The 18,733-nt window shown below is 72.9% G+C and carries 20 protein-coding genes, 1 tRNA gene and 1 pseudogene; 9 read left to right on the forward strand and 13 right to left on the reverse strand.

All coding sequences use genetic code 11. The features are described 5' to 3' along the window. Nucleotides 1-88: 88 nt before the first annotated feature. Entirely contained in the window at nucleotides 89-1,042 is a 954-nt protein-coding gene (locus OG898_RS21380; protein ID WP_266958673.1) for an IS481 family transposase, read from the forward strand. A 32-nt stretch (nucleotides 1,043-1,074) separates the two neighbouring features. Here OG898_RS21380 and OG898_RS21385 read toward each other — a convergent pair whose 3' ends face one another. The 4 genes from OG898_RS21385 to OG898_RS21400 are packed head-to-tail and all read right to left on the reverse strand — an operon-like array spanning nucleotide 1,075 to nucleotide 5,230. Then, complete coding sequence (locus tag OG898_RS21385) at nucleotides 1,075-1,596, reverse strand: pyridoxamine 5'-phosphate oxidase family protein (RefSeq protein WP_250744927.1); 522 nt, start codon at nucleotides 1,594-1,596, stop codon at nucleotides 1,075-1,077. A gap of 36 nt (nucleotides 1,597-1,632) precedes the next feature. Then, complete coding sequence (locus OG898_RS21390) at nucleotides 1,633-2,361, reverse strand: VWA domain-containing protein (protein WP_266958676.1); 729 nt, start codon at nucleotides 2,359-2,361, stop codon at nucleotides 1,633-1,635. Beyond that, nucleotides 2,358-3,596, reverse strand: a complete 1,239-nt coding sequence (locus OG898_RS21395) for an acyl-CoA dehydrogenase family protein (RefSeq protein WP_266960366.1) — start codon at nucleotides 3,594-3,596, stop codon at nucleotides 2,358-2,360. Before OG898_RS21395 ends, OG898_RS21390 begins: the two co-directional genes overlap by 4 nt. Nucleotides 3,597-3,601: 5 nt before the next feature. Continuing rightward, nucleotides 3,602-5,230 carry a FadD3 family acyl-CoA ligase gene (locus OG898_RS21400; RefSeq protein ID WP_266958678.1) on the reverse strand — a complete coding sequence of 543 codons (1,629 nt, stop codon included), beginning with the start codon at nucleotides 5,228-5,230 and terminating at the stop codon, nucleotides 3,602-3,604. A 122-nt stretch (nucleotides 5,231-5,352) separates the two neighbouring features. On the opposite strand from OG898_RS21400, the pseudogene OG898_RS21405 reads away from it, so the two are divergent. Continuing rightward, a pseudogene (locus OG898_RS21405) lies at nucleotides 5,353-5,742 on the forward strand (flavin reductase family protein); the annotation flags it as partial. Nucleotides 5,743-5,789: 47 nt separating this feature from the next. On the opposite strand, the gene OG898_RS21410 reads toward OG898_RS21405, so the two are convergent. Then, nucleotides 5,790-6,446, reverse strand: a complete 657-nt coding sequence (locus tag OG898_RS21410) for a PadR family transcriptional regulator (protein ID WP_250744930.1) — start codon at nucleotides 6,444-6,446, stop codon at nucleotides 5,790-5,792. 125 nt (nucleotides 6,447-6,571) lie between these two features. On the opposite strand from OG898_RS21410, the gene OG898_RS21415 reads away from it, so the two are divergent. From OG898_RS21415 to OG898_RS21425, 3 genes are read left to right on the forward strand one after another with little or no spacing between them, the layout of a single operon-like run. After that, entirely contained in the window at nucleotides 6,572-7,702 is a 1,131-nt protein-coding gene (locus tag OG898_RS21415) for an LLM class flavin-dependent oxidoreductase (protein WP_250744931.1), read from the forward strand. Between the two features lie 3 nt (nucleotides 7,703-7,705). Next, a complete protein-coding gene (locus OG898_RS21420) occupies nucleotides 7,706-8,452 on the forward strand; it encodes an SDR family NAD(P)-dependent oxidoreductase (protein WP_266958681.1) in 747 nt (248 codons plus the stop codon). Continuing rightward, the gene (locus OG898_RS21425; protein WP_266958683.1) at nucleotides 8,449-9,339 is read left to right on the forward strand and encodes an alpha/beta hydrolase; all 891 of its coding nucleotides are present in this window, start codon (nucleotides 8,449-8,451) and stop codon (nucleotides 9,337-9,339) included. Before OG898_RS21420 ends, OG898_RS21425 begins: the two co-directional genes overlap by 4 nt. A gap of 2 nt (nucleotides 9,340-9,341) precedes the next feature. On the opposite strand, the gene OG898_RS21430 is transcribed toward OG898_RS21425, so the two are convergent. After that, a tRNA-Ala gene (locus tag OG898_RS21430) sits at nucleotides 9,342-9,416 on the reverse strand. A 67-nt stretch (nucleotides 9,417-9,483) separates the two neighbouring features. Here OG898_RS21430 and OG898_RS21435 point away from each other — a divergent pair. Then, nucleotides 9,484-9,813 (forward strand): hypothetical protein, encoded by a 330-nt coding sequence (locus OG898_RS21435; RefSeq protein ID WP_266958685.1) that lies wholly within the window; start codon nucleotides 9,484-9,486, stop codon nucleotides 9,811-9,813. A gap of 116 nt (nucleotides 9,814-9,929) precedes the next feature. Here the strand turns inward: OG898_RS21435 and OG898_RS21440 are convergent, their stop codons facing one another. The 6 genes from OG898_RS21440 to OG898_RS21465 form a co-directional block, all read right to left on the reverse strand. After that, a complete protein-coding gene (locus OG898_RS21440) occupies nucleotides 9,930-10,607 on the reverse strand; it encodes a hypothetical protein (RefSeq protein WP_266958687.1) in 678 nt (225 codons plus the stop codon). Nucleotides 10,608-10,690: 83 nt separating this feature from the next. Then, nucleotides 10,691-11,404 (reverse strand): signal peptidase I, encoded by a 714-nt coding sequence (gene lepB, locus OG898_RS21445; protein WP_250744936.1) that lies wholly within the window; start codon nucleotides 11,402-11,404, stop codon nucleotides 10,691-10,693. A gap of 110 nt (nucleotides 11,405-11,514) precedes the next feature. Beyond that, on the reverse strand, nucleotides 11,515-12,672 hold the full coding sequence (locus OG898_RS21450) for an acetyl-CoA C-acetyltransferase (RefSeq protein WP_250744937.1): 1,158 nt from the start codon (nucleotides 12,670-12,672) through the stop codon (nucleotides 11,515-11,517). Nucleotides 12,673-12,696: 24 nt separating this feature from the next. Then, the gene (locus OG898_RS21455) at nucleotides 12,697-13,332 is read right to left on the reverse strand and encodes a TetR/AcrR family transcriptional regulator (protein ID WP_250744938.1); all 636 of its coding nucleotides are present in this window, start codon (nucleotides 13,330-13,332) and stop codon (nucleotides 12,697-12,699) included. 40 nt (nucleotides 13,333-13,372) lie between these two features. Next, nucleotides 13,373-14,158, reverse strand: coding sequence for an SDR family oxidoreductase (locus tag OG898_RS21460; protein WP_250745002.1), 786 nt, complete (start codon nucleotides 14,156-14,158; stop codon nucleotides 13,373-13,375). Nucleotides 14,159-14,163: 5 nt separating this feature from the next. Further along, complete coding sequence (locus OG898_RS21465; protein WP_266958690.1) at nucleotides 14,164-15,312, reverse strand: acyl-CoA dehydrogenase family protein; 1,149 nt, start codon at nucleotides 15,310-15,312, stop codon at nucleotides 14,164-14,166. Nucleotides 15,313-15,358: 46 nt separating this feature from the next. Here OG898_RS21465 and OG898_RS21470 point away from each other — a divergent pair, with 46 nt between their 5' ends. The 3 genes from OG898_RS21470 to OG898_RS21480 are packed head-to-tail and all read left to right on the forward strand — an operon-like array spanning nucleotide 15,359 to nucleotide 18,353. Next, nucleotides 15,359-16,219, forward strand: coding sequence for an enoyl-CoA hydratase (locus OG898_RS21470; RefSeq protein ID WP_250744940.1), 861 nt, complete (start codon nucleotides 15,359-15,361; stop codon nucleotides 16,217-16,219). Continuing rightward, the gene (locus OG898_RS21475; protein ID WP_250744941.1) at nucleotides 16,219-17,364 is read left to right on the forward strand and encodes an acyl-CoA dehydrogenase family protein; all 1,146 of its coding nucleotides are present in this window, start codon (nucleotides 16,219-16,221) and stop codon (nucleotides 17,362-17,364) included. Before OG898_RS21470 ends, OG898_RS21475 begins: the two co-directional genes overlap by 1 nt. After that, nucleotides 17,364-18,353, forward strand: a complete 990-nt coding sequence (locus OG898_RS21480) for an acyl-CoA dehydrogenase family protein (RefSeq protein ID WP_266958693.1) — start codon at nucleotides 17,364-17,366, stop codon at nucleotides 18,351-18,353. The genes OG898_RS21475 and OG898_RS21480 overlap by 1 nt, the downstream gene beginning before the upstream one ends. Here the strand turns inward: OG898_RS21480 and OG898_RS21485 are convergent. Further along, complete coding sequence (locus OG898_RS21485) at nucleotides 18,329-18,727, reverse strand: YrdB family protein (protein WP_250744943.1); 399 nt, start codon at nucleotides 18,725-18,727, stop codon at nucleotides 18,329-18,331. The genes OG898_RS21480 and OG898_RS21485 overlap by 25 nt on opposite strands. Nucleotides 18,728-18,733: the final 6 nt, after the last annotated feature.

Here is an 18,733-nt window from a genome sequence, read left to right on the forward strand (position 1 = left end):
AGGTCTCGGCTGAGGGTTCTTGAACGGGTGAGGGCCTTCCGGGTTCGGTGTGGATTGCGACGTCTACACCAACCAGCAGAAGGCCCTCATGCCCCACCGTAATGCACCCCTGACCGAGACCGGACGCCTGCGGCTGGCCCGCTGCGTGGTCGAGGACGGCTGGCCGCTGCGCCGGGCCGCCGACCGCTTCCAGGTCTCACCCACAACTGCCCAGCGGTGGGCCGATCGCTACCGTGCGAACGGCGAGGCGGGCATGAGCGACCGGTCCTCCCGCCCGCACCACAGCCCGAAGCGGACGCCCACCCGCACCGAACGGCGGATCATCAAGGTCCGCCTCGCCCGCCGGTGGGGGCCGGCCCGCATAGCGCACCTGCTCGGCCTGGCGCCGTCGACCGTGCACCGCGTTCTGACCCGCTACCAGCTGGCCCGCCTGACCCACCTCGACCGCGCGACGGGCCGCGTCATACGACGCTACGAACGCGAGAAGCCCGGCGAACTGGTCCACGTGGACATCAAGAAGCTCGGCAACATCCCCGACGGCGGCGGCCACAAAGCCCTCGGCCGCCAGGCCGGCCGCAAGAAGCGGCCCCGCCTGGGCTACAGCTACATCCACACCGCCGTCGACGACCACTCCCGCCTCGCCTACAGCGAGATCCTGACCAACGAGAAGAAGGAGACCGCCACCGCCTTCTGGACCCGGGCCCAGGCCTTCTTCGCCCAGGCCGGGATCACCGTCGAGCGGGTCCTGACCGACAACGGCTCCTGCTACAAGTCCCATGCCTGGCGGGACCTGCTGGCAGCGGCCGGGATCACCCACAAGCGAACCCGGCCCTACCGACCCCAGACGAACGGCAAGGTCGAACGCCTCAACCGCACCCTGCTGGAAGAGTGGGCCTACGCCCGCCCCTACCAGTCAGAACAGGAGCGACGCGATGCCTTCCCCAAGTGGCTGCACACCTACAATCACCACCGCGGACACACCGCGCTCGCAGGCAAACCACCCGCCAGCCGCGTCCCCAACCTCACTGGGCAATACATCTAGGCGGCGGTCGGGCCGCAAGACACCCCCCTGGTTCAGCCCGCCGCAGGCTCCTCGCGGGCCGGCTCGTCGTCGTTGCCCCGGCGCAGGGTGCGCAATCCGTGCTCCGGGGTCCACGAGCGGACCACCAGGTCGTCGCCCTCGACCCCGACGTGGACCACCTCCGTCAGTTCGGCGCGGAACAGGTCGAAGGGGTGCGGGGTGTCGTTCTCCTCGGCCTCCTCCGCGTACCGGTGGAGCTCGGGCTGTTCCACGATCTCCACCGCGCGCCCGGCGATCCGCACGTCCCCGTCGGGCATGGTCTCGCCCGGCCCCGGGTTGGTGTGCAGGGCGAAGCGCCCGTCGCGCCGCAGGTCCTTCCCCTTCATCGACCCCGGCATCATGCCCAGCCACAGCTCGCCGCCGCGGATCTCGACGTTCAGTCCGGTCGCGCGCGGGGAGCCGTCCTTGCGCAGGGTCGCCAGGACGTGGTGCGGGAACTGAGCGAAGCGGGCCTGGACGGCCGCCGCGAATTCCGGTTCCGCCTTTTCGAATACGGCCCAGTTGTTCGTCGTCATGCGTCCATGAAAGCGCGAGGTGCTCGTACCCGCCGGTCAGGCGCGCACGATTCCCGCCTCCCGGGCCGCCGTCAGCCAGGCCGGGAACTCCCCGACCAGGCGGTCGTAGAGGTCCGGGTCCGCGACGGTCCGCGGGTCGGGGCCGGCGTGGAAGTAGCCCGCGTTGTCCACCACCCGCTTCTGCGGTACGGGCAGTTCGTCCAGCCGTCGCAGGAAGTCGAACTGTGAGCTGCGGGTGTTCCCGAAGCCGACGAACTGCCAGAAGAGCGGCAGCCGGGCCGCCTTGCACAGGTACTTCTCGGCGGCGAGCTTGTTGATCGGGCCGCCGTCCGTCTGGAAGACCACGAGCGCGGGGAGGGCGGATCCCGAGTCCAGGTAGTGGTCGATCACCGCGTCCATCGCCGCGTGGTAGGCCGTCTTGCCCATGTGGCCGAGGCCCGCGGCGATGGCGGTGACCCGCCCCTCGTGGCCGGCCAGGGAGATCTCCTCGACCGCGTCGACCTCGGTGGAGAAGAACACGACCGGCACGCGGGCGTCGTCGTCCAGGTGCGCGGAGAGGCCCAGCACCCGGTCGGCGAGGGCCTGCACGCTGCCGTCGTCGTAGTACGGGCGCATCGAGCCGGAGTAGTCGAGGACCAGGTAGACGGCGGCCCGGCCGCCCTCCAGACCGTGTTTGCGGAGCGAGGTCCCGGCGCTCTTGTACAGGCTCACCAGCGCCGGGGCGGTCTCTTCGATCTTCCGGAGGTCTATCGCACTGCCCGTCATGGGCCGAGCGTACGACAGCCCGTGACCTCCATGACGTCGTTCGGGAGGAACCCCAACCGTGCCGCCAGCCGTTCGCGGTGTGCGGCGGGGGAGCCGAAGAGCAGGGCCGATCCGTGGGCCCGCTTGAAGTACTCGTGCGCCTCGTGCTCCCAGGTGATGCCGATGCCGCCGTGCAGCTGGATCACCTCGCCCGCCACGTACGCGGAGGCCTCCGAGCAGGCCGACTTGGCGGCGGCCGCCGCTTCCGGGGCCGCGTCGGCGGCGGCCGCCGCGAAGGCGAGGGAGCGGGCTCCCTCCACCGCGGTGTGCAGGTCGGCGAGCCGGTGCTTGACCGCCTGGAAGGAGCCGATGGGCCGCCCGAACTGCATCCGTTCCTTCGCGTACCGGACCGTCACCTCCAGCGCCCGCGCCGCCGCCCCCGCCTGCTCGGCGGCGAGCGCCGTGCAGGCCAGGTCGCGGACCCGGGCGAGGACCCCGGCGCCGTCGGCCGAGAGCAGCCGGGCCGGGGTCCGGTCCAGGGTCAGCTCCGCGAGGGGGCGGGTGCGGTCCATCGTGGACCGTACGGTGAAGGCCGCCGGCGCGGCGAGGAGTTCGAACAGCCCGAGCCGGCGCACGCCCAGGCCCTGGCCGGGCGGGACGGGGGTACCGGGCGCGGTCGTTCTGTCCGCGTCCGCGCCGCGCTCGACGTCGGCTCCGACACCGGAGCCGGTATCCGGTCCGGTGGCCGGACCCGGAGCCGGGTCCATCCAGGCGAACGCGAGCAGCAGGGACGGTTCGCCCGGGCCGGCCAGGACGTACCGCTTGGTGCCGGTGAGCAGCCAGTCCGCCCCGGCGGGTTCGGCCCGGGCCGACAGGTCGCCGGGCTCCCACCCGCCTCCCGGGGCGAGCGGGTCGCTCGAAGCCTCCGCCCAGGCCAGGGCGCCCACGACCGTGCCCTCCGCCAGGTGCGGCAGGTGCTTCGCGCAGGCCTCCCGGTCCCCGGACGCGAGCAGGGCCGCCACCGTCAGCACCGCCGATCCCAGGTACGGTACGGGGCTCAGCGCGCGCCCCAGTTCCGCCATGACCACCCCGACTTCGGCCGGCCCGCAGCCCAGCCCGCCGTACTCCTCGGGGACCGCCAGCGCGGCCGCGCCGATCTGCGCCGTCAGCGGAGCCCAGGCCGTGTGGCCGGGGTGGCGGGCCAGGACCGCCCGTACCGCGTCCCGGAGTTCCTCCTGCTCGCGCGTCAGCTCCAGCGTCCTCACGCCGACTCCCCTCGCGCCGTGCGGCGCAGCTCCGCCTTCAGCAGCTTGCCGCCCGCGTTGCGCGGGAGCTCCTCCATCCGGGTGAACCGCCGCGGCACCTTGAAGTTGGCCAGCCGTTCCCGGGTCCAGGCGGTCAGCTCCTCGGAGGTGACCGGCCCGGTGGTGACGACGTAGGCCACCCCGACCTCGCCGAGCCGCTCGTCGGGGGCGCCGACGACCGCCGCGTCGGTGATGGCGGGGTGGGTCAGCAGTACGTTCTCCACCTCCGCCGGATAGGCGTTGAAGCCGCCGACCACGTACATGTCCTTCAGCCGGTCGGTGATGGCGAGGTAGCCGCGCCCGTCGAGCACGCCGATGTCCCCGGTGCGCAGCCAGCCGCCGGGCAGGACGGCTTCGGCGGTGCTCGCCGGGTCGTCCAGGTAGCCGGGGGTGACGTGGTAGCCGCGGACCTGCACCTCGCCCGGCTCCCCGGCGGGCAGCACCGCGCCGAGCGGGTCGGTGATCCGTACCTCGGTGTCGGGCAGCGGCAGGCCGACGGTGTGGGCGAGGGTCCGGGCGTCGGCGTCGGTGGGGCAGACGGACACGACCCCGCCGGACTCGGTGAGCCCGTACGCGGTGAACACGTCGGGCGCCCCCAGTTCGGTGCGGATCTCCTCGACCAGGGAGGCGGGCACCGAGGCGGCTCCGGTGCCGGCCAGGCGCAGCGCGGACAGGTCGTGCGCGGCCCGCGCGGGGTGGCGGATCAGGCCGTGGAAGACGGTCGGCGGGCCCATCAGGCAGGTGACGCGCTCGGCGGCCATGCGGTGCAGGATGCGGTCGGTGTCGTAGACCGCCTCGGGGAGCATGGTGACCCCGCGCAGCAGGCAGGCGAGCACTCCGGCCTTGTAGCCGAAGGTGTGGAAGAAGGGGTTGACCAGCAGGTACCGGTCGCCGGGGCGCAGGGTGACGAGGCCGGACCAGGAGGCGTAGAGCCGGACGGTCTGGCCGTGGGTGGTCATGACGCCCTTGGAGCGGCCGGTGGTGCCGGAGGTGTAGAGGATGTCGCTGAGGTCCTCGGGACGTACGGCGGCCGCGCGCGCGGCGCGCTCCGCGTCGGGTACGGCCTCGCCGGCGCGCAGGTACGCCTCCCAGGAGACGGACCCGGGCGGCCCGTCGGGGCCGGTGGCCTCATCGCCCTCGTTCCCCTCCCGCCCGTCGCGCAGGATCACCGTCGAGGCGAGCGCCCCGAGGTCCTCGCCGGAGGCGTGCAGGTCACGGGCGTAGTCGGTACCGAGGAACCCGCGCTCGGTGAGCAGGACGCGGGAGCCGCTGCGCCGGATGATGTCGGCGGCCTCCGCGGGCTTGTAGCGGGTGTTGACCGGTACGAGGACGGCTCCGGCGCCGACCGCGCCGAGGGCGGCGGTGATCCACCGGCGGCTGTTGGGGGCCCAGATCGCGACCCGGTCGCCGGGGCGGACGCCGTGGGCGATGGCGGCTCGGGCGGCCGCGGAGATCTCGGCGGCGAGGCGGGCGAAGGTCCAGCGGACCTCCCCGTCGGCGAGCGCCTCGCGCTCCCCGTACGCGGCGGCGGCGTACTCGGGGAGCCGGGCGAGCGTGGCGGGCGGCTGAGGCGGGGGCGGTGGCATCGGGGACCCTCCCTACTTGACGAGCGAGCGTGGGCGGTATCCAATCACAGGTGTTTCGGTTAGGCATATACCTAGTAGAAATAATCAGGGAGGTTCTCATGAGGGAGGCAGTCATGTCCGACATGAAGTCGGTCCTGTCCAGCTTCTGCACCGGCGTCGCCGTCATCACGGCATGCGGAGCCGACGGCCGTCCCGTCGGGATGGCCGTCCAGTCCTTCTCGTCCGTGTCCCTGGATCCGCCGCTGGTCTGCTTCTGCCCGGCGCGCACGTCCACCACCTGGCCCCGGATCCAGGCGGCGGGGGCCTTCGCCGTCAACATCCTCGCCGCCGACCAGCAGGAGCTGTGCCGCCGGTTCGCCGTCACCGGGGGCGACAAGTTCGCCGGTGTCCCGTGGCGGGCCGGCGGCAACGGGGCGCCCCTGCTGGACGGGGTCCTCGCCACCGTCGAATGCGATCTGGAGGCCGTCCTGGACGGTGGCGACCACGCCATCGCGCTGGGCCGGGTCACCGCCCTGACGGCGCACCGCGAAGGCGCGCCGCTGCTCTACTTCCGGCGCACCTACGGGCGCTTGCCGGGCTCGCCCGAGGCCGGGGCCGCGGTCGGGGCCGATTCCGGGGAGGGAGCCGCGCCGCGCGCGCTCTCCAGTTCCGCGATGTCGTCGAGCATGGCGGCCGCCAGGTCGCGCTCGGAGGCGTAGTACCGCTCGGCCCACTTGAGGGTGAGCGTCGGGTACGCCCACGAGGCCTCTTCCCGGGCCCCGTCCGCGTCGGCCACCGCGCGCCGCCGCATCTTCTCCGCGAACTCCTGGTGCTGTACGAGGACTTCGCGCATCTGCTCCGGCTCCAGCAGGTGGCCGAGCCACAGCCGCAGCATCGGCCCGTGCTTGAGCACCGGCGGGTCGACGGGCGCCTCGCGCGCCCAGCGCCGTACGGCCGTCATGCCCTCGTCCGTGATCCGGTACACCCGCTTGTCGCGGGTGCCGGTCTCCTGGGCGACCATCCGCGAAGAGGCGTAGCCGGCCTTCTCCAGCCGCTTGAGCTCGCTGTAGATCTGGCTGAAGGACGGGCTCCAGTAGAAGAAGCGCAGCGACCAGTCCGACCACTTCTTCAGGTCGTAACCGGAGAGCTCCTCCCCGAAGGAGAGCAGCCCGAGCACCGCCCAGCTGGTCGCGGGGAGCGTGCGCCCGTTCGTCTCTTCTGCCGCCTCGTTGGTCACGCAGCGCAGTCTACGACCGGTCTTCGCGGCGGCCCTTCCCCCGGCCCGATATGACTGCTAGAAGTATTCCTATTCGAAATACACCACCGACGTGCCGTGCGCAGCGCACGGCTGGGAGGCACCCCGTGAAGTTCTCGATGATCTTCGAGGCGCAGCTCGTCGACCCGACGCCCGAACGCGAGCGCCAGGTCATCCACGACTGCGTCGAACAGGCAGTGTTCGCCGAGGAGATGGGCTTCGACCGGATCTGGGCCGTGGAACACCACGCCCTCACCCAGTACGCCCACATGAGCGCCTCCGAGATCTTCCTGACCTGGGTCGCCGCCCGGACCCAGAAGATCCGCATCGGCCACGGCGTCGTCACCATGCCCTTCGGCTACCAGCACCCCGTGCGCGTGGCCGAACGCGCCGCCATGCTCGACGTGCTCTCCGGCGGCCGCGTGGACATCGGCGCCGGCCGCGGGGCCACCCGCCAGGAGATGTCCATGTACGGGGTCCGCCCCGAGGACACCTACCCGCAGATGGAGGAAGCGCTGCGGATCTTCTCCTCCGCCTGGCGCGAGGAGAAGTTCGAGTGGCACGGCTCCATCGACATCGGCCCCGGCGCGATCCTGCCCCGGCCGGTCCAGGACCCGCACCCGCCGCTCTTCATGGCCTGCTCCAAGCACGACACCCTCAAGCTCGCCGCCGAACTGGGCATCGGAGCCCTCGTGATGGGCTTCGCCGGCGCCGACGACGTCCGTACGATGCGCAAGGTCTACGACGAGGCCATCGCCACCCGCAGCGGGGACCGCTTCGTCTCCACCGAGGTCAACGACCACCTCTCCGCGCTCTGCCCCACCATCGTCCTCGACGACGCCGAGCGCGCGCTGCGCCTGGGCACCCGCGGCCAGCGCTTCTTCGCCGAGTCCATCGCCCACTGGTACGGCAACGCCCCCGAGCCCACCGGCTACTCCGAGGACGAGACCGCCGAGGAGCACGTGGCCGCGCTGGAGAAGGGTCGCGAGGAACTGGTCGCCAAGCTCCACGAGGCGAACATCCCGGCCCGCCCCATAGACACCGGCACCTACAACGCCGAGCATGCCTACGGCAACGCCCAGACGGCCATCGCCTACGTCGAGCAGCTGCGCGAGATCGGCGTCGACGAGGTCATGTGCCTGATCCAGATGGGCACCGTCCCCCAGGAGGCCTGCATGGAGACCATTCGCCAGTGGGGCGAGACGGTCATCCCGCACTTCCGCGCCCTGGAGGGCTGACCGGTGACCCCCTCCCTCAACGGCAAGGTCCTCGACGGCAAGGTCGTCGTCATCACCGGCGCCGGACGCGGCCAGGGCGCGGCCGAGGCCCGGCTGTGCGCCGAGGCCGGCGCGCGGGTCGTGGTCACCGACATCCGGGAGGAGGAGGGCCGCGCGGCCGCCGCCGAGCTCGGCGACCAGGGACTCTACGTCCACCACGACGTGGCCGACGCCGACAGCTGGGCGGAGGTGGTCCGCGAGGCCGTACGCGCCTTCGGTACGGTCTCCGCCCTGGTCAACAACGCCGCGCTGTGGCGCACGGCCCACGTGGAACGCCAGGGCCTGGAGGACTTCGAAGCCCTCCTGCGGGTCAACCTGCTCGGGCCGTTCCTCGGCATCCAGGCGGTGGCCCCGGTGCTGCGCGCCGCCGGAGGCGGCTCCATCGTCAACGTCTCCTCCACCGCCGGGCTGGTCGGCATCCCGGGCCACGCGGCGTACGGATCGACGAAGTTCGCCCTGCGCGGGCTGACGAAGTCGGCCGCGCTGGACCTGGCGGGGGACCGGATCAGGATCAACTCCGTGCATCCGGGGGCGATCGACACCCCGATGGTCAGCGAGGCCGTCGCGGGGCGGGACTGGTCGCACCTGCCGCTGGGGCGGATCGGGCGGCCCGAGGAGGTCGGGGAGCTGGTCCTCTTCCTCTGCTCGGACGGCTCCTCGTACATCACGGGAGCGGAGTTCACGGTCGACGGCGGGATGACGGCGCGATGAGCGGCACCGATCGGCTGTCCCCGGCGGCCCGCGAGCTGTGCGACGCGATGACGGCCTTCTTCCCCGGACCGGGGGACCCGGCCGCCCTGCGGGCGGCCGCGTCCGGCTCCCGCGGCGGCGGCGTCGAGGTGGCCTCCGTACGGGACGCGGACGCGGACGGAGTCCCCGTCCGGATCTACGACCCGGCGCCGGGCACCGCGGGCCGTCCCCTCGCCGTGTTCCTCCACGGCGGCGGCTGGGTGATGTGCGGCCTGGACACCCACGACGCGCTGTGCCGGGCGCTGGCCGTGGCCTCGGGCGCGGTGGTGGTCTCCGCGGACTACCGGCTCGCGCCCGAACACCCCTGGCCGGCCGCGCCCGACGACGCGCTGACGGTGCTGCTGTGGGCCCGGGCCCGGGCGGCCGCACTGGGCTGCGACCCCGCGCGGCTGGTCGTCGCCGGGGACTCCAGCGGAGGCAACCTCGCGGCCGTGACGGCCCTGCGGGCCCCCGAACTGCTCGCCGGCCAGCTGCTGTTCTACCCGGCGCTGGACGCCTCGATGGACCAGCCCTCGGTGGCGGAGTTCGGGGAGGGCTACTTCCACACGGCCGCGCACATGGCCTGGTACTGGGACCAGTACGGCGGCGACCCGGACCACCCCCACGTCTCCCCGCTGCGGGCCCCCGACCTCTCGGGGCTGCCGCGCACACTGCTGGTCCTGGCCGACTGCGACGCCCTGCGGGACGAGGGCCTGGCCTACGGGCGCCGGCTGGGCGGGGCGGGCGTGGACTGCGGGGTCCACCTGGTCCCCGGGGTCTTCCACGGCTTCCTCGGCCTGCCGCTCCCCGCAGCGGCCGCGGCGATCGAGGCGGCGGGCGCGTGGGTGGCGGCGACACCCGCGAAGTAGGGGGCTGGGCGGCCGGATTCGAACCGGCGTCCTCCTCCATGCTGTGTAGGCGCACTACCTCTGTGCTACGACCCAGCCCTTGCCCCGGATCCTAGGAGCAACCCCGCCGGACGCGCACGCGAATATCCCCGGCATGATGTGCGCATGTCGATATCGGTCCCGGGGGCGCTGGCGCGCAACTCCCTCGCCCTTGCAGCGGAGTTCGCCGTCGCCCTGCTGATGCGCGGCTCCCAGCCGCACTGGCTGCCGATCCTGCTCGGCCTGGTCGCCCTCGTGTCCGGACTGCCGCACGGCACCGACGCCGGCTTCGTCCACCGGATCGTGCTCGCGCTCGGCGCGGTGGCGATCGCCCTGTGCGCGGCCCGCGCCCTGGACGCCGCCGACCCGCTCCTCTGGCAGGTCCTGGCCGGGGCCCTGGCCCTCACCCAGACGGTCTCTCTGACCCGGCTCTCCCGCCGGGCCCCGGCCCGCTGAACCGGCCGGCCGCGGCGGCGGTCCCGCTGCGCGGGGCGAAGTCCCCTACCCGCCCTTCGCCCGTTCCCCGGGCTGTGCCCGGACCCCTCCTGGGGCTCCGCCCCAGACCCCGCGCCTCAAACGCCGGCGGGGCTGGAATTGCCCTCCGGGCAATCCAGCCGGGGCCGGCCCCCGGCAACGGCGCCGCGCGTGGGCTTCAGGCCATGGTTCGCGGAGCCGTCGGTGCGGCCCAGGGTGTGGCCCTGTCGGCGCGCGGCAGCAAGGCGATGGCAGGCAAGGTGAAGGCCGCCGCCACGGCGAAGAGCGGCGGGTACCCGTGGCCCGCGATCAGCGCGCCCGCCAGGGGCGGGACGAGGACCACCGCGGCGTGCTGTCCCACCTGGTGCACCCCCAGCAGCCGCATCGGCCGGACCCGGCTGGCCGACCAGGCGTCCCGAGGCCCAGCTGACGGAGGAGCCCGCGGCCCCGGCCAGTACGAGCAGCGCGCCCAGCGGCCGGACCCCGGGCGCGGCGGCCGCCAGGGCCATCGCCCCGGCAGCGCCAAGCAGTCCGGCCGACAGTGCCAACCGCTCCCCGTACCGGCCGGCGACCACGCCCCAGCCGATCAGGCCGAGCAGCACCCCGGCGATCGGGCAGGAGACGAGGACCCCGGCGCCCACCAGCGACAGGCCGAGCTCGCGCTGGAGCGCGGGGAGCAGGTAGGGCAGCGCGTAGAGCACCGTCGTACTGGCGGTCTGGCCACCGGTGCCCAGGGCGAGCATGAGCCGACTGCGGGGTATCCGCTCCTCGGTCATGCCGGCACTCTAGTGAGCGTTCCGCCATGCGAGATGAAGATTTCGCATGGCAAGACCCCGCGCTGCGCCCCGCCCCGCCCCGCCTAGCGCTTGCCCTGGTCGCCGATCCCCGGCTGTCCGAAGGTGTCCGGGACCGGCAGGGTCGACCAGCGGGTGACGGGCCAGGCGACGACGACGGCGCGGCCGACGACGTCCGACACCGGTACGAAGCCGTGGGTCTTCGGGTCGTTCTGGTGGTAGCGGGAGTCCGAGGACTTCTGGCGGTGGTCCCCCATGACCCAGAGCTTCCCGGCCGGCACGGTGACCGGGCCGAACGGCTTGTCGCCGCAGGGAGTGTTCCCCGGGAAGACGTACGGCTCGTCCAGCGCCTTGCCGTTGACCTCGACCGGCCCGTTCCCGCGGCATTCGACCGTGTCGCCGCCGACCGCGATGACCCGCTTGATCAGGTCCTTCTCGTTGGCGGAGGGCATCAGGCCGATGGCGCTGAGGGCGTTCTGGACGGCGTTGCGCTCCGGGACGGGCTCGCCGTCCAGCCAGTCGCTCGGGTCGTGGAAGACGACGACCTCGCCGCGTTCGGGCTCCGAGCCGAACCAGGGGGTGAGCTTGTCGACCAGGACCCGGTCCCCGCGCTGGAGGGTGTTCTGCATCGAGACGGAGGGGATGGAGAACGCCTGGAAGAGGAAGGTCTTGATCAAGAACGCCACCACGAGGGCGATGGCGACGAGCAGCGGCAGTTCCTTCCAGAACGGCCGCTGCTTGGACCTGGACGCGGTCTGCGCGTCGGCTGGGGCGCCCATCGAGGCCTCCGATCACGTGTCGACCAGGCCTACGAAACACCATGAGGCGGTGTGACGGCGGTAAGGACGGCCCCCGGGAGCGGTGCCCCGGGGGCCGTTCCGGCAGGGTGCTAGAGCCGCTCGATGATGGTGACGTTGGCCTGGCCGCCGCCCTCGCACATGGTCTGGAGGCCGAAGCGGCCGCCCGTGCGCTCCAGTTCGTGGAGCAGGGTCGTCATCAGCTTGACGCCCGTCGCGCCCAGGGGGTGTCCCAGGGCGATCGCGCCGCCGTTGACGTTGACCCGCTCCGGGTCCGCGCCCGTCTCCTTCAGCCAGGCCAGGGCCACCGGGGCGAAGGCCTCGTTGATCTCGACCAGGTCGATGTCGGCGAGGGACATGCCCGTCTTCTTCAGGGCGTACGCCGTCGCCGGGATCGGCGCCGACAGCATGCGGATCGGGTCCTCGCCGCGCACCGACAGGTGGTGGATGCGCGCCCGCGGGCGCAGCCCGTGTTCCCGTACCGCCCGCTCCGAGGCCAGCAGCATCGCCGCCGCACCGTCCGACACCTGCGAGGAGACCGCCGCCGTGATCGTGCCGCCCTCCATGACCGGCTTGAGCCCCGCCATCTTCTCCAGGGTGGTGTCGCGGCGCGGACCCTCGTCCACCGACACCGACCCGTACGGCACGATCTCCCGCTCGAAGCGGCCCTCGTCGATCGCGCGCAGCGCCCGCTGGTGGGAGCGCAGGGCGAACTCCTCCATGTCGAGGCGGGAGATGCCCCACTTCTCGGCGATCAGCTGGGCCCCGTAGAACTGGTTGACGGGGGAGTCCCCGTACCGGGCCCGCCACCCCTGCGAGCCGAGGTACGGGCCCTCGGTGAAGCCGAGCGGCTCCGCCGCCTGCCGCGAGGCGAAGGCGATCGGGATCATCGACATGTTCTGGGTGCCGCCGGCGACCACCAGGTCCTGGGTGCCGGACATGACGCCCTGCGCCGCGAAGTGCACGGCCTGCTGCGAGGATCCGCACTGACGGTCGATGGTGACGCCGGGGACCTCCTCGGGGAGCCCCGCCGCGAGCCAGGCCGTCCGGGCGATGTCGCCGGCCTGCGGCCCCACCGTGTCGAGGCAGCCGAAGACCACGTCCTCGACGGCCGACGGGTCGATCCCGGACCGTTCGACGAGCGCCTTGAGGACGTGTGCCCCCAGGTCGGCGGGGTGGACCTCGGACAGGCCCCCCTTGCGCCGCCCCACGGGGGTGCGTACCGCTTCGACTATGTAGGCCTCGGGCATCGGAACTCCTCGGGAATATGCGAGTTACGTACGGGTGGCGATGCCGTCCAGGACCATCGACAGGTACTGGCGGGCGATCTCCTCGGGGCTGTGCTGGCCGCCCGGCCGGTACCAGGACGCCGCCACCCACACCGTGTCGCGCACGAAGCGGTAGGTGAGGCGGATGTCCAGGTCGGCACGGAAGACCCCGTCCGCGACCCCGCGCTCCAGCGTCCCCAGCCACGCCTTCTCGAACTTGACCTGCGAGTCCGAGAGGTAGTGGAAGCGGGGCTGGACCGACAGGGTCCGGGACTCCTTCTGGTAGATGGCGACGGCGGCGCGGTGCCGGTCGATCTCCCGGAACGATTCGGTGACGAGGGCCTCGATGGTCTCCCTGGGTCCGAGACCGGCGGCGAGGACGGTGTCGTACCCCTCCCACAGCTCGGTCAGGAAGGCGGAGAGGATCTCGTCGAGCATCGATTCCTTGGAATCGAAGTGGTAGTAGAGGCTGCCGGCGAGCATGCCGGCGGCGTCGGCGATCTTGCGGACGGTGGTGGCGTTGTAGCCCTGCGCGGCGAAGACCTCGGCGGCGGTGTCGAGGAGTTCGCGGCGGCGTTCGGGCGACGCCGTCACCTGGGGCTTCTTCTTGGCCGTCGGTGTGATCGGCTTGTTCGTTGGCACGCGTCCATTCTGGTCCCCCGCCGGCTGCTCATCGGCCGTCCTACGCGTGCTGACTGCTGACCGACACGGTCTCGCCCGTCATGTACGACGAGTAGCCGCTGGCCAGGAACACGATGACGTTGGCGACCTCCCAGGGCTCGGCGTACCGGCCGAAGGCCTCGCGGGCGGTGAGTTCCGTGAGCAGCTCCTCGCTGGTGACCTTCACCAGGTGCGGGTGCATGGCCAGGCTCGGCGCGACCGCGTTGATCCGTACGCCGAACTCCGCGGCCTCCAGCGCCGCGCAGCGGGTCAGCGCCATCACCCCGGCCTTGGCGGCGGCGTAGTGGGCCTGCCCGGTCTGGGCGCGCCAGCCGACGACGGAGGCGTTGTTGACGATCACCCCGCCCGTTCCGGAGGCCTGCATGGAGCGCATCGCGGCGCGGGTGCAGCGGAAGGTGCCGTTCAGCGTGACGTCGAGGACGCGGGACCACTGGTCGTCGGTCATGTCGACGAGGCTGGCGGTGCCGCCGAGCCCGGCGTTGTTGACGACGAGGTCGAGGCGGCCGTGGAGCCGTTCGGCGAGCGCGAAGAAGGCGCCCACCTGCTCCTCGTCGGTGACGTCGCAGGGCAGGGAGGCGACCCGGTCCGCGCCGAACTCCGCGGCCAGCGCCTCCTCGCTCTCCTTGAGGCGTCGGGCGTGCGCGTCGCCGATGAGGACGCGGGCCCCCTCCTCCAGGAAGCGGCGGGCGGTGGCCCCGCCGATGCCGGCTCCGGCGGCCGCGGTGATCACGGCGGTCCGGCCGGTCAGCAGGCCGTGCCCGGCCACGTACTCGGGTGCATTGCCGATCGGGTTCACGCCCGTACCTCCTTGGGAAGGCCGAGGATGCGCTCGGCGACGATGGTGCGCTGGATCTCGTCGGAGCCCGCGTAGATCGTGTCGGCGCGGGAGAAGAGGAAGAGCCGCTGCCAGTCGTCGAGGTCGTACGGGTCCCCGTGCGTCCCGGCCGCGAGCAGCGAGGCGGCTCCGCAGACGTCCATGGCGAGTTCGCCGAGGTCCCGGTGCCAGCGGGCCCAGTACAGCTTGGCCGTGGACGGGGCGACCCCGGGCCGCAGCGCGGAGGCCCGCATGGTCTCCAGGCCGATCCAGGCCCGGACGAGCCGGTCGCGGATCAGCGGATCGGCCATCGCGCCGTTGTGCTTCGCCAGCGCGGCCAGGTCCTCCAGCTCGCGGCGGAAGCCGACCTGCTGGCCGAGGGTGGAGACGCCGCGCTCGAAGCCGAGGGTGGCCATGGCGACGGCCCAGCCCTCGCCGGGCGCGCCGACCACGTGGGCGGCGTCGGTGCGGGCCCCGTCGAAGAAGACCTCGTTGAACTCGGAGGTCCCGGTCAGCTGCACGATGGGCCGGACCTCCACCCCGGGCTGGTCCATCGGGACCAGGAGGTAGGACAGTCCGGCGTGCCGGCGGGAGCCCGGCTCGGTGCGGGCCACGACGAAGCACCACTGCGCCTCGTGGGCCAGGGAGGTCCAGATCTTCTGGCCGTCCACCACCCACGCGCCGTCCACGAGGGCGGCCCGGGTGCGGATGTTGGCCAGGTCCGAGCCGGCGTCGGGCTCGCTGTACCCCTGGCACCACAGCTCTTCCACGGCCCGGACGGGCGGCAGGAAGCGCCGCCGCTGCTCCTCGGTGCCGTGCGCGATGAGGGTGGGGCCGAGGAGCTGCTCGCCTATGTGGTTCACGCGCGCGGGCGCGTCGGCCAGCGCGTACTCCTCGTGGAAGGCGATCTGCTGCGCCGTGCTCGCGCCGCGGCCTCCGTACTCGACGGGCCAGCCCACGCAGGTCCAGCCGTGCGCCGCCATGTGCCGTTCCCAGGCGAGGCGTTCGGCGAAGGCCTCGTGCTCCCGGCCCGGTCCGCCGCGGCCCTTGAGGGCGGCGAACTCGCCGGTGAGGTGGGCCCGTAGCCAACTCCGAACCTCGGTGCGGAACTCCTCGACGCTGCTCATGGCCGTACGTTAACCTACCAAACACTTGTTAGGGAAGGATGCAGCGATGCCCGGAGAGATGTCCGACGAAACCCCCGTGCTCTACGAGCGCCGCGGCCCGGTCGCGTACGTGACCATGAACCGCCCCCGGTACCGCAACGCCCAGAACAGCGCGATGACCTACGCCCTCGACGACGCCTTCTACCGGGCCGCCGACGATCCCGCGGTCAAGGTCGTCGTCCTGGCCGGGGCCGGCGAGCACTTCTCGGCGGGCCACGACATCGGCACCCCCGAGCGCGACGCCCACCTGCCCTTCGAACGCCGGGCCGGCCTGTGGTGGGACCACTCCCAGCGCTCCGGCGCCGAATCCCGCTTCGCCCGCGAATCCGAGGTCTACCTCGGCATGTGCCGGCGCTGGCGCGAACTGCCCAAACCCGTCATCGCCTCCGTCCACGGCGCGTGCGTGGCCGGCGGGCTGATGCTCGCCTGGGTCTGCGACCTGATCGTGGCCAGCGAGGACGCCTTCTTCGCCGACCCGGTCGTCCGCATGGGCATCCCGGGCGTCGAGTACTTCGCCCACCCCTGGGCCATGCCCCCGCGCATCGCCAAGGAATTCCTCTACACCGGCGACCGGATGCCCGCCCGCCGCGCCCACGAGATCGGCATGGTCAACCGGGTCGTCGAGCGGGCCGAACTGGCCGAAGCCACCGACCGGCTCGCCCTGCGGATCGCCGAGATGCCCTCCTTCGGACTCGCCCTCACCAAGCGGGCCGTCAACCAGGCCGAGGACCTCCAGGGACTGCACACCGGCATGGACTCCGTCTTCGGCCTGCACCACCTCGCGCACGCCCACAACGCCGAAACGGCGGCGGACTCGCTCGGCGGAATGAACATCGCCGCGATGAAGATGAAGGAGGCGAACAGCTGATGGACCTGAACCATGCGGCGGACGTGGAGGCCTTCCGGGCCGAGGCGCGCGACTGGCTGGCCGCCCACGTGCCCGCCACCCCCCTGCCCTCCCTGGAGACCCGCGAGGGCTTCGCCGCGCACCGGGAATGGGAGGCGCTCCTGCACTCCGCCCGCTGGTCGGTGGTGTCCTGGCCCGAGGAGTACGGCGGCCGCGGCGTCGACATCGAGCACTGGCTGGTCTTCGAGGAGGAGTACTGGGCCTCCGGCGCGCCCGGCCGCGTCTCGCAGAACGGCATCAACCTGCTCGCCCCCACCCTCTTCGACCACGCCACCGACGAACAGCGCGCCCGCGTCCTGCCCTCCATGGCGAGCGGCGAGGTGATCTGGGCGCAGGCCTGGTCGGAGCCCGGATCCGGCTCCGACCTCGCCTCCCTCACCTCCCGGGCCGTGCGCACCGAAGGCGGCTGGCTGCTGTCCGGACAGAAGACCTGGTCCTCGCGGGCCGCCTTCGCCGACCGGGCCTTCGGCATCTTCCGCACCGACCCCGACGCACCCAAACCCCATCAGGGCCTCACCTACCTGATGTTCGACCTGCACGCCCCCGGGGTCACCGTGCGGCCCATCGGCCGCCTCGACGGCAAGCCCGCCTTCGCGGAACTCTTCCTCGACGAGGTCTTCGTCCCCGACGCGGACGTCATCGGGGAGCCCGGACAGGGCTGGCGGATCGCCATGTCCACCACCGGCAACGAGCGCGGGCTCACCCTGCGCGCCCCTGGCCGCTTCCTCGCCGCCGCCGACCGCCTCGTCGAGCTCTGGCAGAGCCACGGCGACCCGGCCGACACCGCCCTGCGCGACCGGGTCGCCGACGCCGTCGTCGGAGCCCGCGCCTACCAGCTGTTCACCTGGGCCAACGCCTCCCGCTTCGCCGCCGGAGAGACGATCGGCGCCGAGTCCAGCCTGAACAAGGTGTTCTGGTCCCAGTACGACATCGCCCTGCACGAGAGCGCCCTCGACCTGCTCGGCCCCGACGCGGAACTCGCCGACGGGGAATGGGCCGAGCCGTGGATCTTCTCCCTCGCCGGTCCCATCTACGCCGGGACCAACGAGATCCAGCGCGACATCATCGCCGAGCGGCTGCTCGGCCTCCCGAAGGGCCGCCGCTGATGCGCTTCCTGCCGTCCGAAGAACAGTCGGACTTCGCCCGCACCCTGCGCGGACTGCTCGCCGCCTCGGACGTCCCGGCGGCGGTACGGGCCTGGGGCGCGGGCGACCACGCACCGGGCAAGGCGCTGTGGGCGCGGCTCGCCGCCACCGGGCTGTTCGCCCTCGCGGCCGACGAGGCCCACGAGGGCATGGGCCTGATGCCGCTGGAGCTGGCCACCGGCTTCGTGGAGCTGGGCCGCGCCGGGGTCCCCGGCCCGCTGGTGGAGACGGCCGCCGCCGCCGTGCTCCTGACCCGGCTCGGCGACGAAGCACCGGCCAAGCGGTTCCTCCCCGGGCTGGTCGCGGGGGAGACCTCGGCCACCCTCACCCTGCCCGGCGCGGGCCCGTACGCCCTGGACGCCGACGCGGCCACCCACCTCTTCACGGTGTCCCCGGCCGGGGAGCTGCGCCTGGCCCCCGGCGCCGGACCGCTGCGCACCTCCATCGACCCCGCCCGCCGCCTGGCCCTCCCGGACGGCGGCGGCGAACTCCTCGCCGCCGGCCCGGCGGTCACCGCGGCGGCCCGGGACGCCGCGGACTGGGCCCGGCTGCTCACCGCCGCCCAGTGCCTCGGCACCGGCGAGGCCCTCCTCGCGCGCACGGTGGAGTACGCGAAGCAGCGCACGCAGTTCGGCACGGCGATCGGCGGCTTCCAGGCGGTGAAGCACCGGCTCGCCGACACCCTGCTCGGCCTGGAGTTCGCCCGGCCCCTGCTGTGGGCGGCCGCGCTCACCCTGGCCCCCGGGGAGATCGCCGCGGCGAAGCTGACCGCGGGCGAAGCGGCGTACGCGGCCGCCATGACCGCGCTCCAGCTCCACGGCGCCGTCGGCTACACCGAGGAACTCGACCTCTCCCTGTGGCTGCGCAAGGCCCGCCCGCTGCGCGACGCCTGGGGGAGCCCCTCGCAGTGCCGGGCGGCGGTCCTTCAGGAGCGGCTGCGGGCGCTGTAAGTCCGAAACGTGGCGGAGAGGGCCGTGTTCACGACCACGGCCACCGCGAACCACAGGGCCGGCTGCCGCTGCCCGAGCGCGAACAGCGCCAGGGTGGCGGCGCCGTACACCACGGCCTTGACCGCGAGCTGCGCGGCGAGCGGGACGGCGTACCGGGCCTTCGGCGCGGCGAACATCCCCCAGACCACGGCGGCGGCGGCCGGCGCGGCCACCGCCAGGGCGAGGGAGCCCACCCATCCGACGTCCCGGCTGAAGCCCCACCAGGCCAGCACGACCAGGATCAGCAGCTCCAGCAGGAAGGCGATGCCCTCGTTGACGAGGAAGAACACGTGGACGGGCCGGGACAGCCGGGAGGACGACGGAGTGGGTGACATGGCGGT

The sequence above is a fragment of the Streptomyces sp. NBC_00193 genome (assembly GCF_026342735.1).
Taxonomy (GTDB): domain Bacteria; phylum Actinomycetota; class Actinomycetes; order Streptomycetales; family Streptomycetaceae; genus Streptomyces; species Streptomyces stoeckheimensis.

Excerpts from the sequence above, each read along its gene's own strand:
- OG898_RS21450 (WP_250744937.1), bottom strand. The coding sequence starts at position 12,672 with ATGCCCGAGGCCTACATAGTCGAAGCGGTACGCACCCCCGTGGGGCGG.
- OG898_RS21435 (WP_266958685.1), top strand. The coding sequence starts at position 9,484 with ATGTCGATATCGGTCCCGGGGGCGCTGGCGCGCAACTCCCTCGCCCTT.
- OG898_RS21400 (WP_266958678.1), bottom strand. The coding sequence starts at position 5,230 with ATGCCACCGCCCCCGCCTCAGCCGCCCGCCACGCTCGCCCGGCTCCCC.
- OG898_RS21390 (WP_266958676.1), bottom strand. The coding sequence starts at position 2,361 with ATGACGGGCAGTGCGATAGACCTCCGGAAGATCGAAGAGACCGCCCCG.
- OG898_RS21470 (WP_250744940.1), top strand. The coding sequence starts at position 15,359 with ATGCCCGGAGAGATGTCCGACGAAACCCCCGTGCTCTACGAGCGCCGC.
- OG898_RS21380 (WP_266958673.1), top strand. The coding sequence starts at position 89 with ATGCCCCACCGTAATGCACCCCTGACCGAGACCGGACGCCTGCGGCTG.
- OG898_RS21485 (WP_250744943.1), bottom strand. The coding sequence starts at position 18,727 with ATGTCACCCACTCCGTCGTCCTCCCGGCTGTCCCGGCCCGTCCACGTG.
- OG898_RS21425 (WP_266958683.1), top strand. The coding sequence starts at position 8,449 with ATGAGCGGCACCGATCGGCTGTCCCCGGCGGCCCGCGAGCTGTGCGAC.
- lepB (WP_250744936.1), bottom strand. The coding sequence starts at position 11,404 with ATGGGCGCCCCAGCCGACGCGCAGACCGCGTCCAGGTCCAAGCAGCGG.
- OG898_RS21475 (WP_250744941.1), top strand. The coding sequence starts at position 16,219 with ATGGACCTGAACCATGCGGCGGACGTGGAGGCCTTCCGGGCCGAGGCG.
- OG898_RS21480 (WP_266958693.1), top strand. The coding sequence starts at position 17,364 with ATGCGCTTCCTGCCGTCCGAAGAACAGTCGGACTTCGCCCGCACCCTG.
- OG898_RS21385 (WP_250744927.1), bottom strand. The coding sequence starts at position 1,596 with ATGACGACGAACAACTGGGCCGTATTCGAAAAGGCGGAACCGGAATTC.
- OG898_RS21440 (WP_266958687.1), bottom strand. The coding sequence starts at position 10,607 with ATGACCGAGGAGCGGATACCCCGCAGTCGGCTCATGCTCGCCCTGGGC.
- OG898_RS21465 (WP_266958690.1), bottom strand. The coding sequence starts at position 15,312 with ATGAGCAGCGTCGAGGAGTTCCGCACCGAGGTTCGGAGTTGGCTACGG.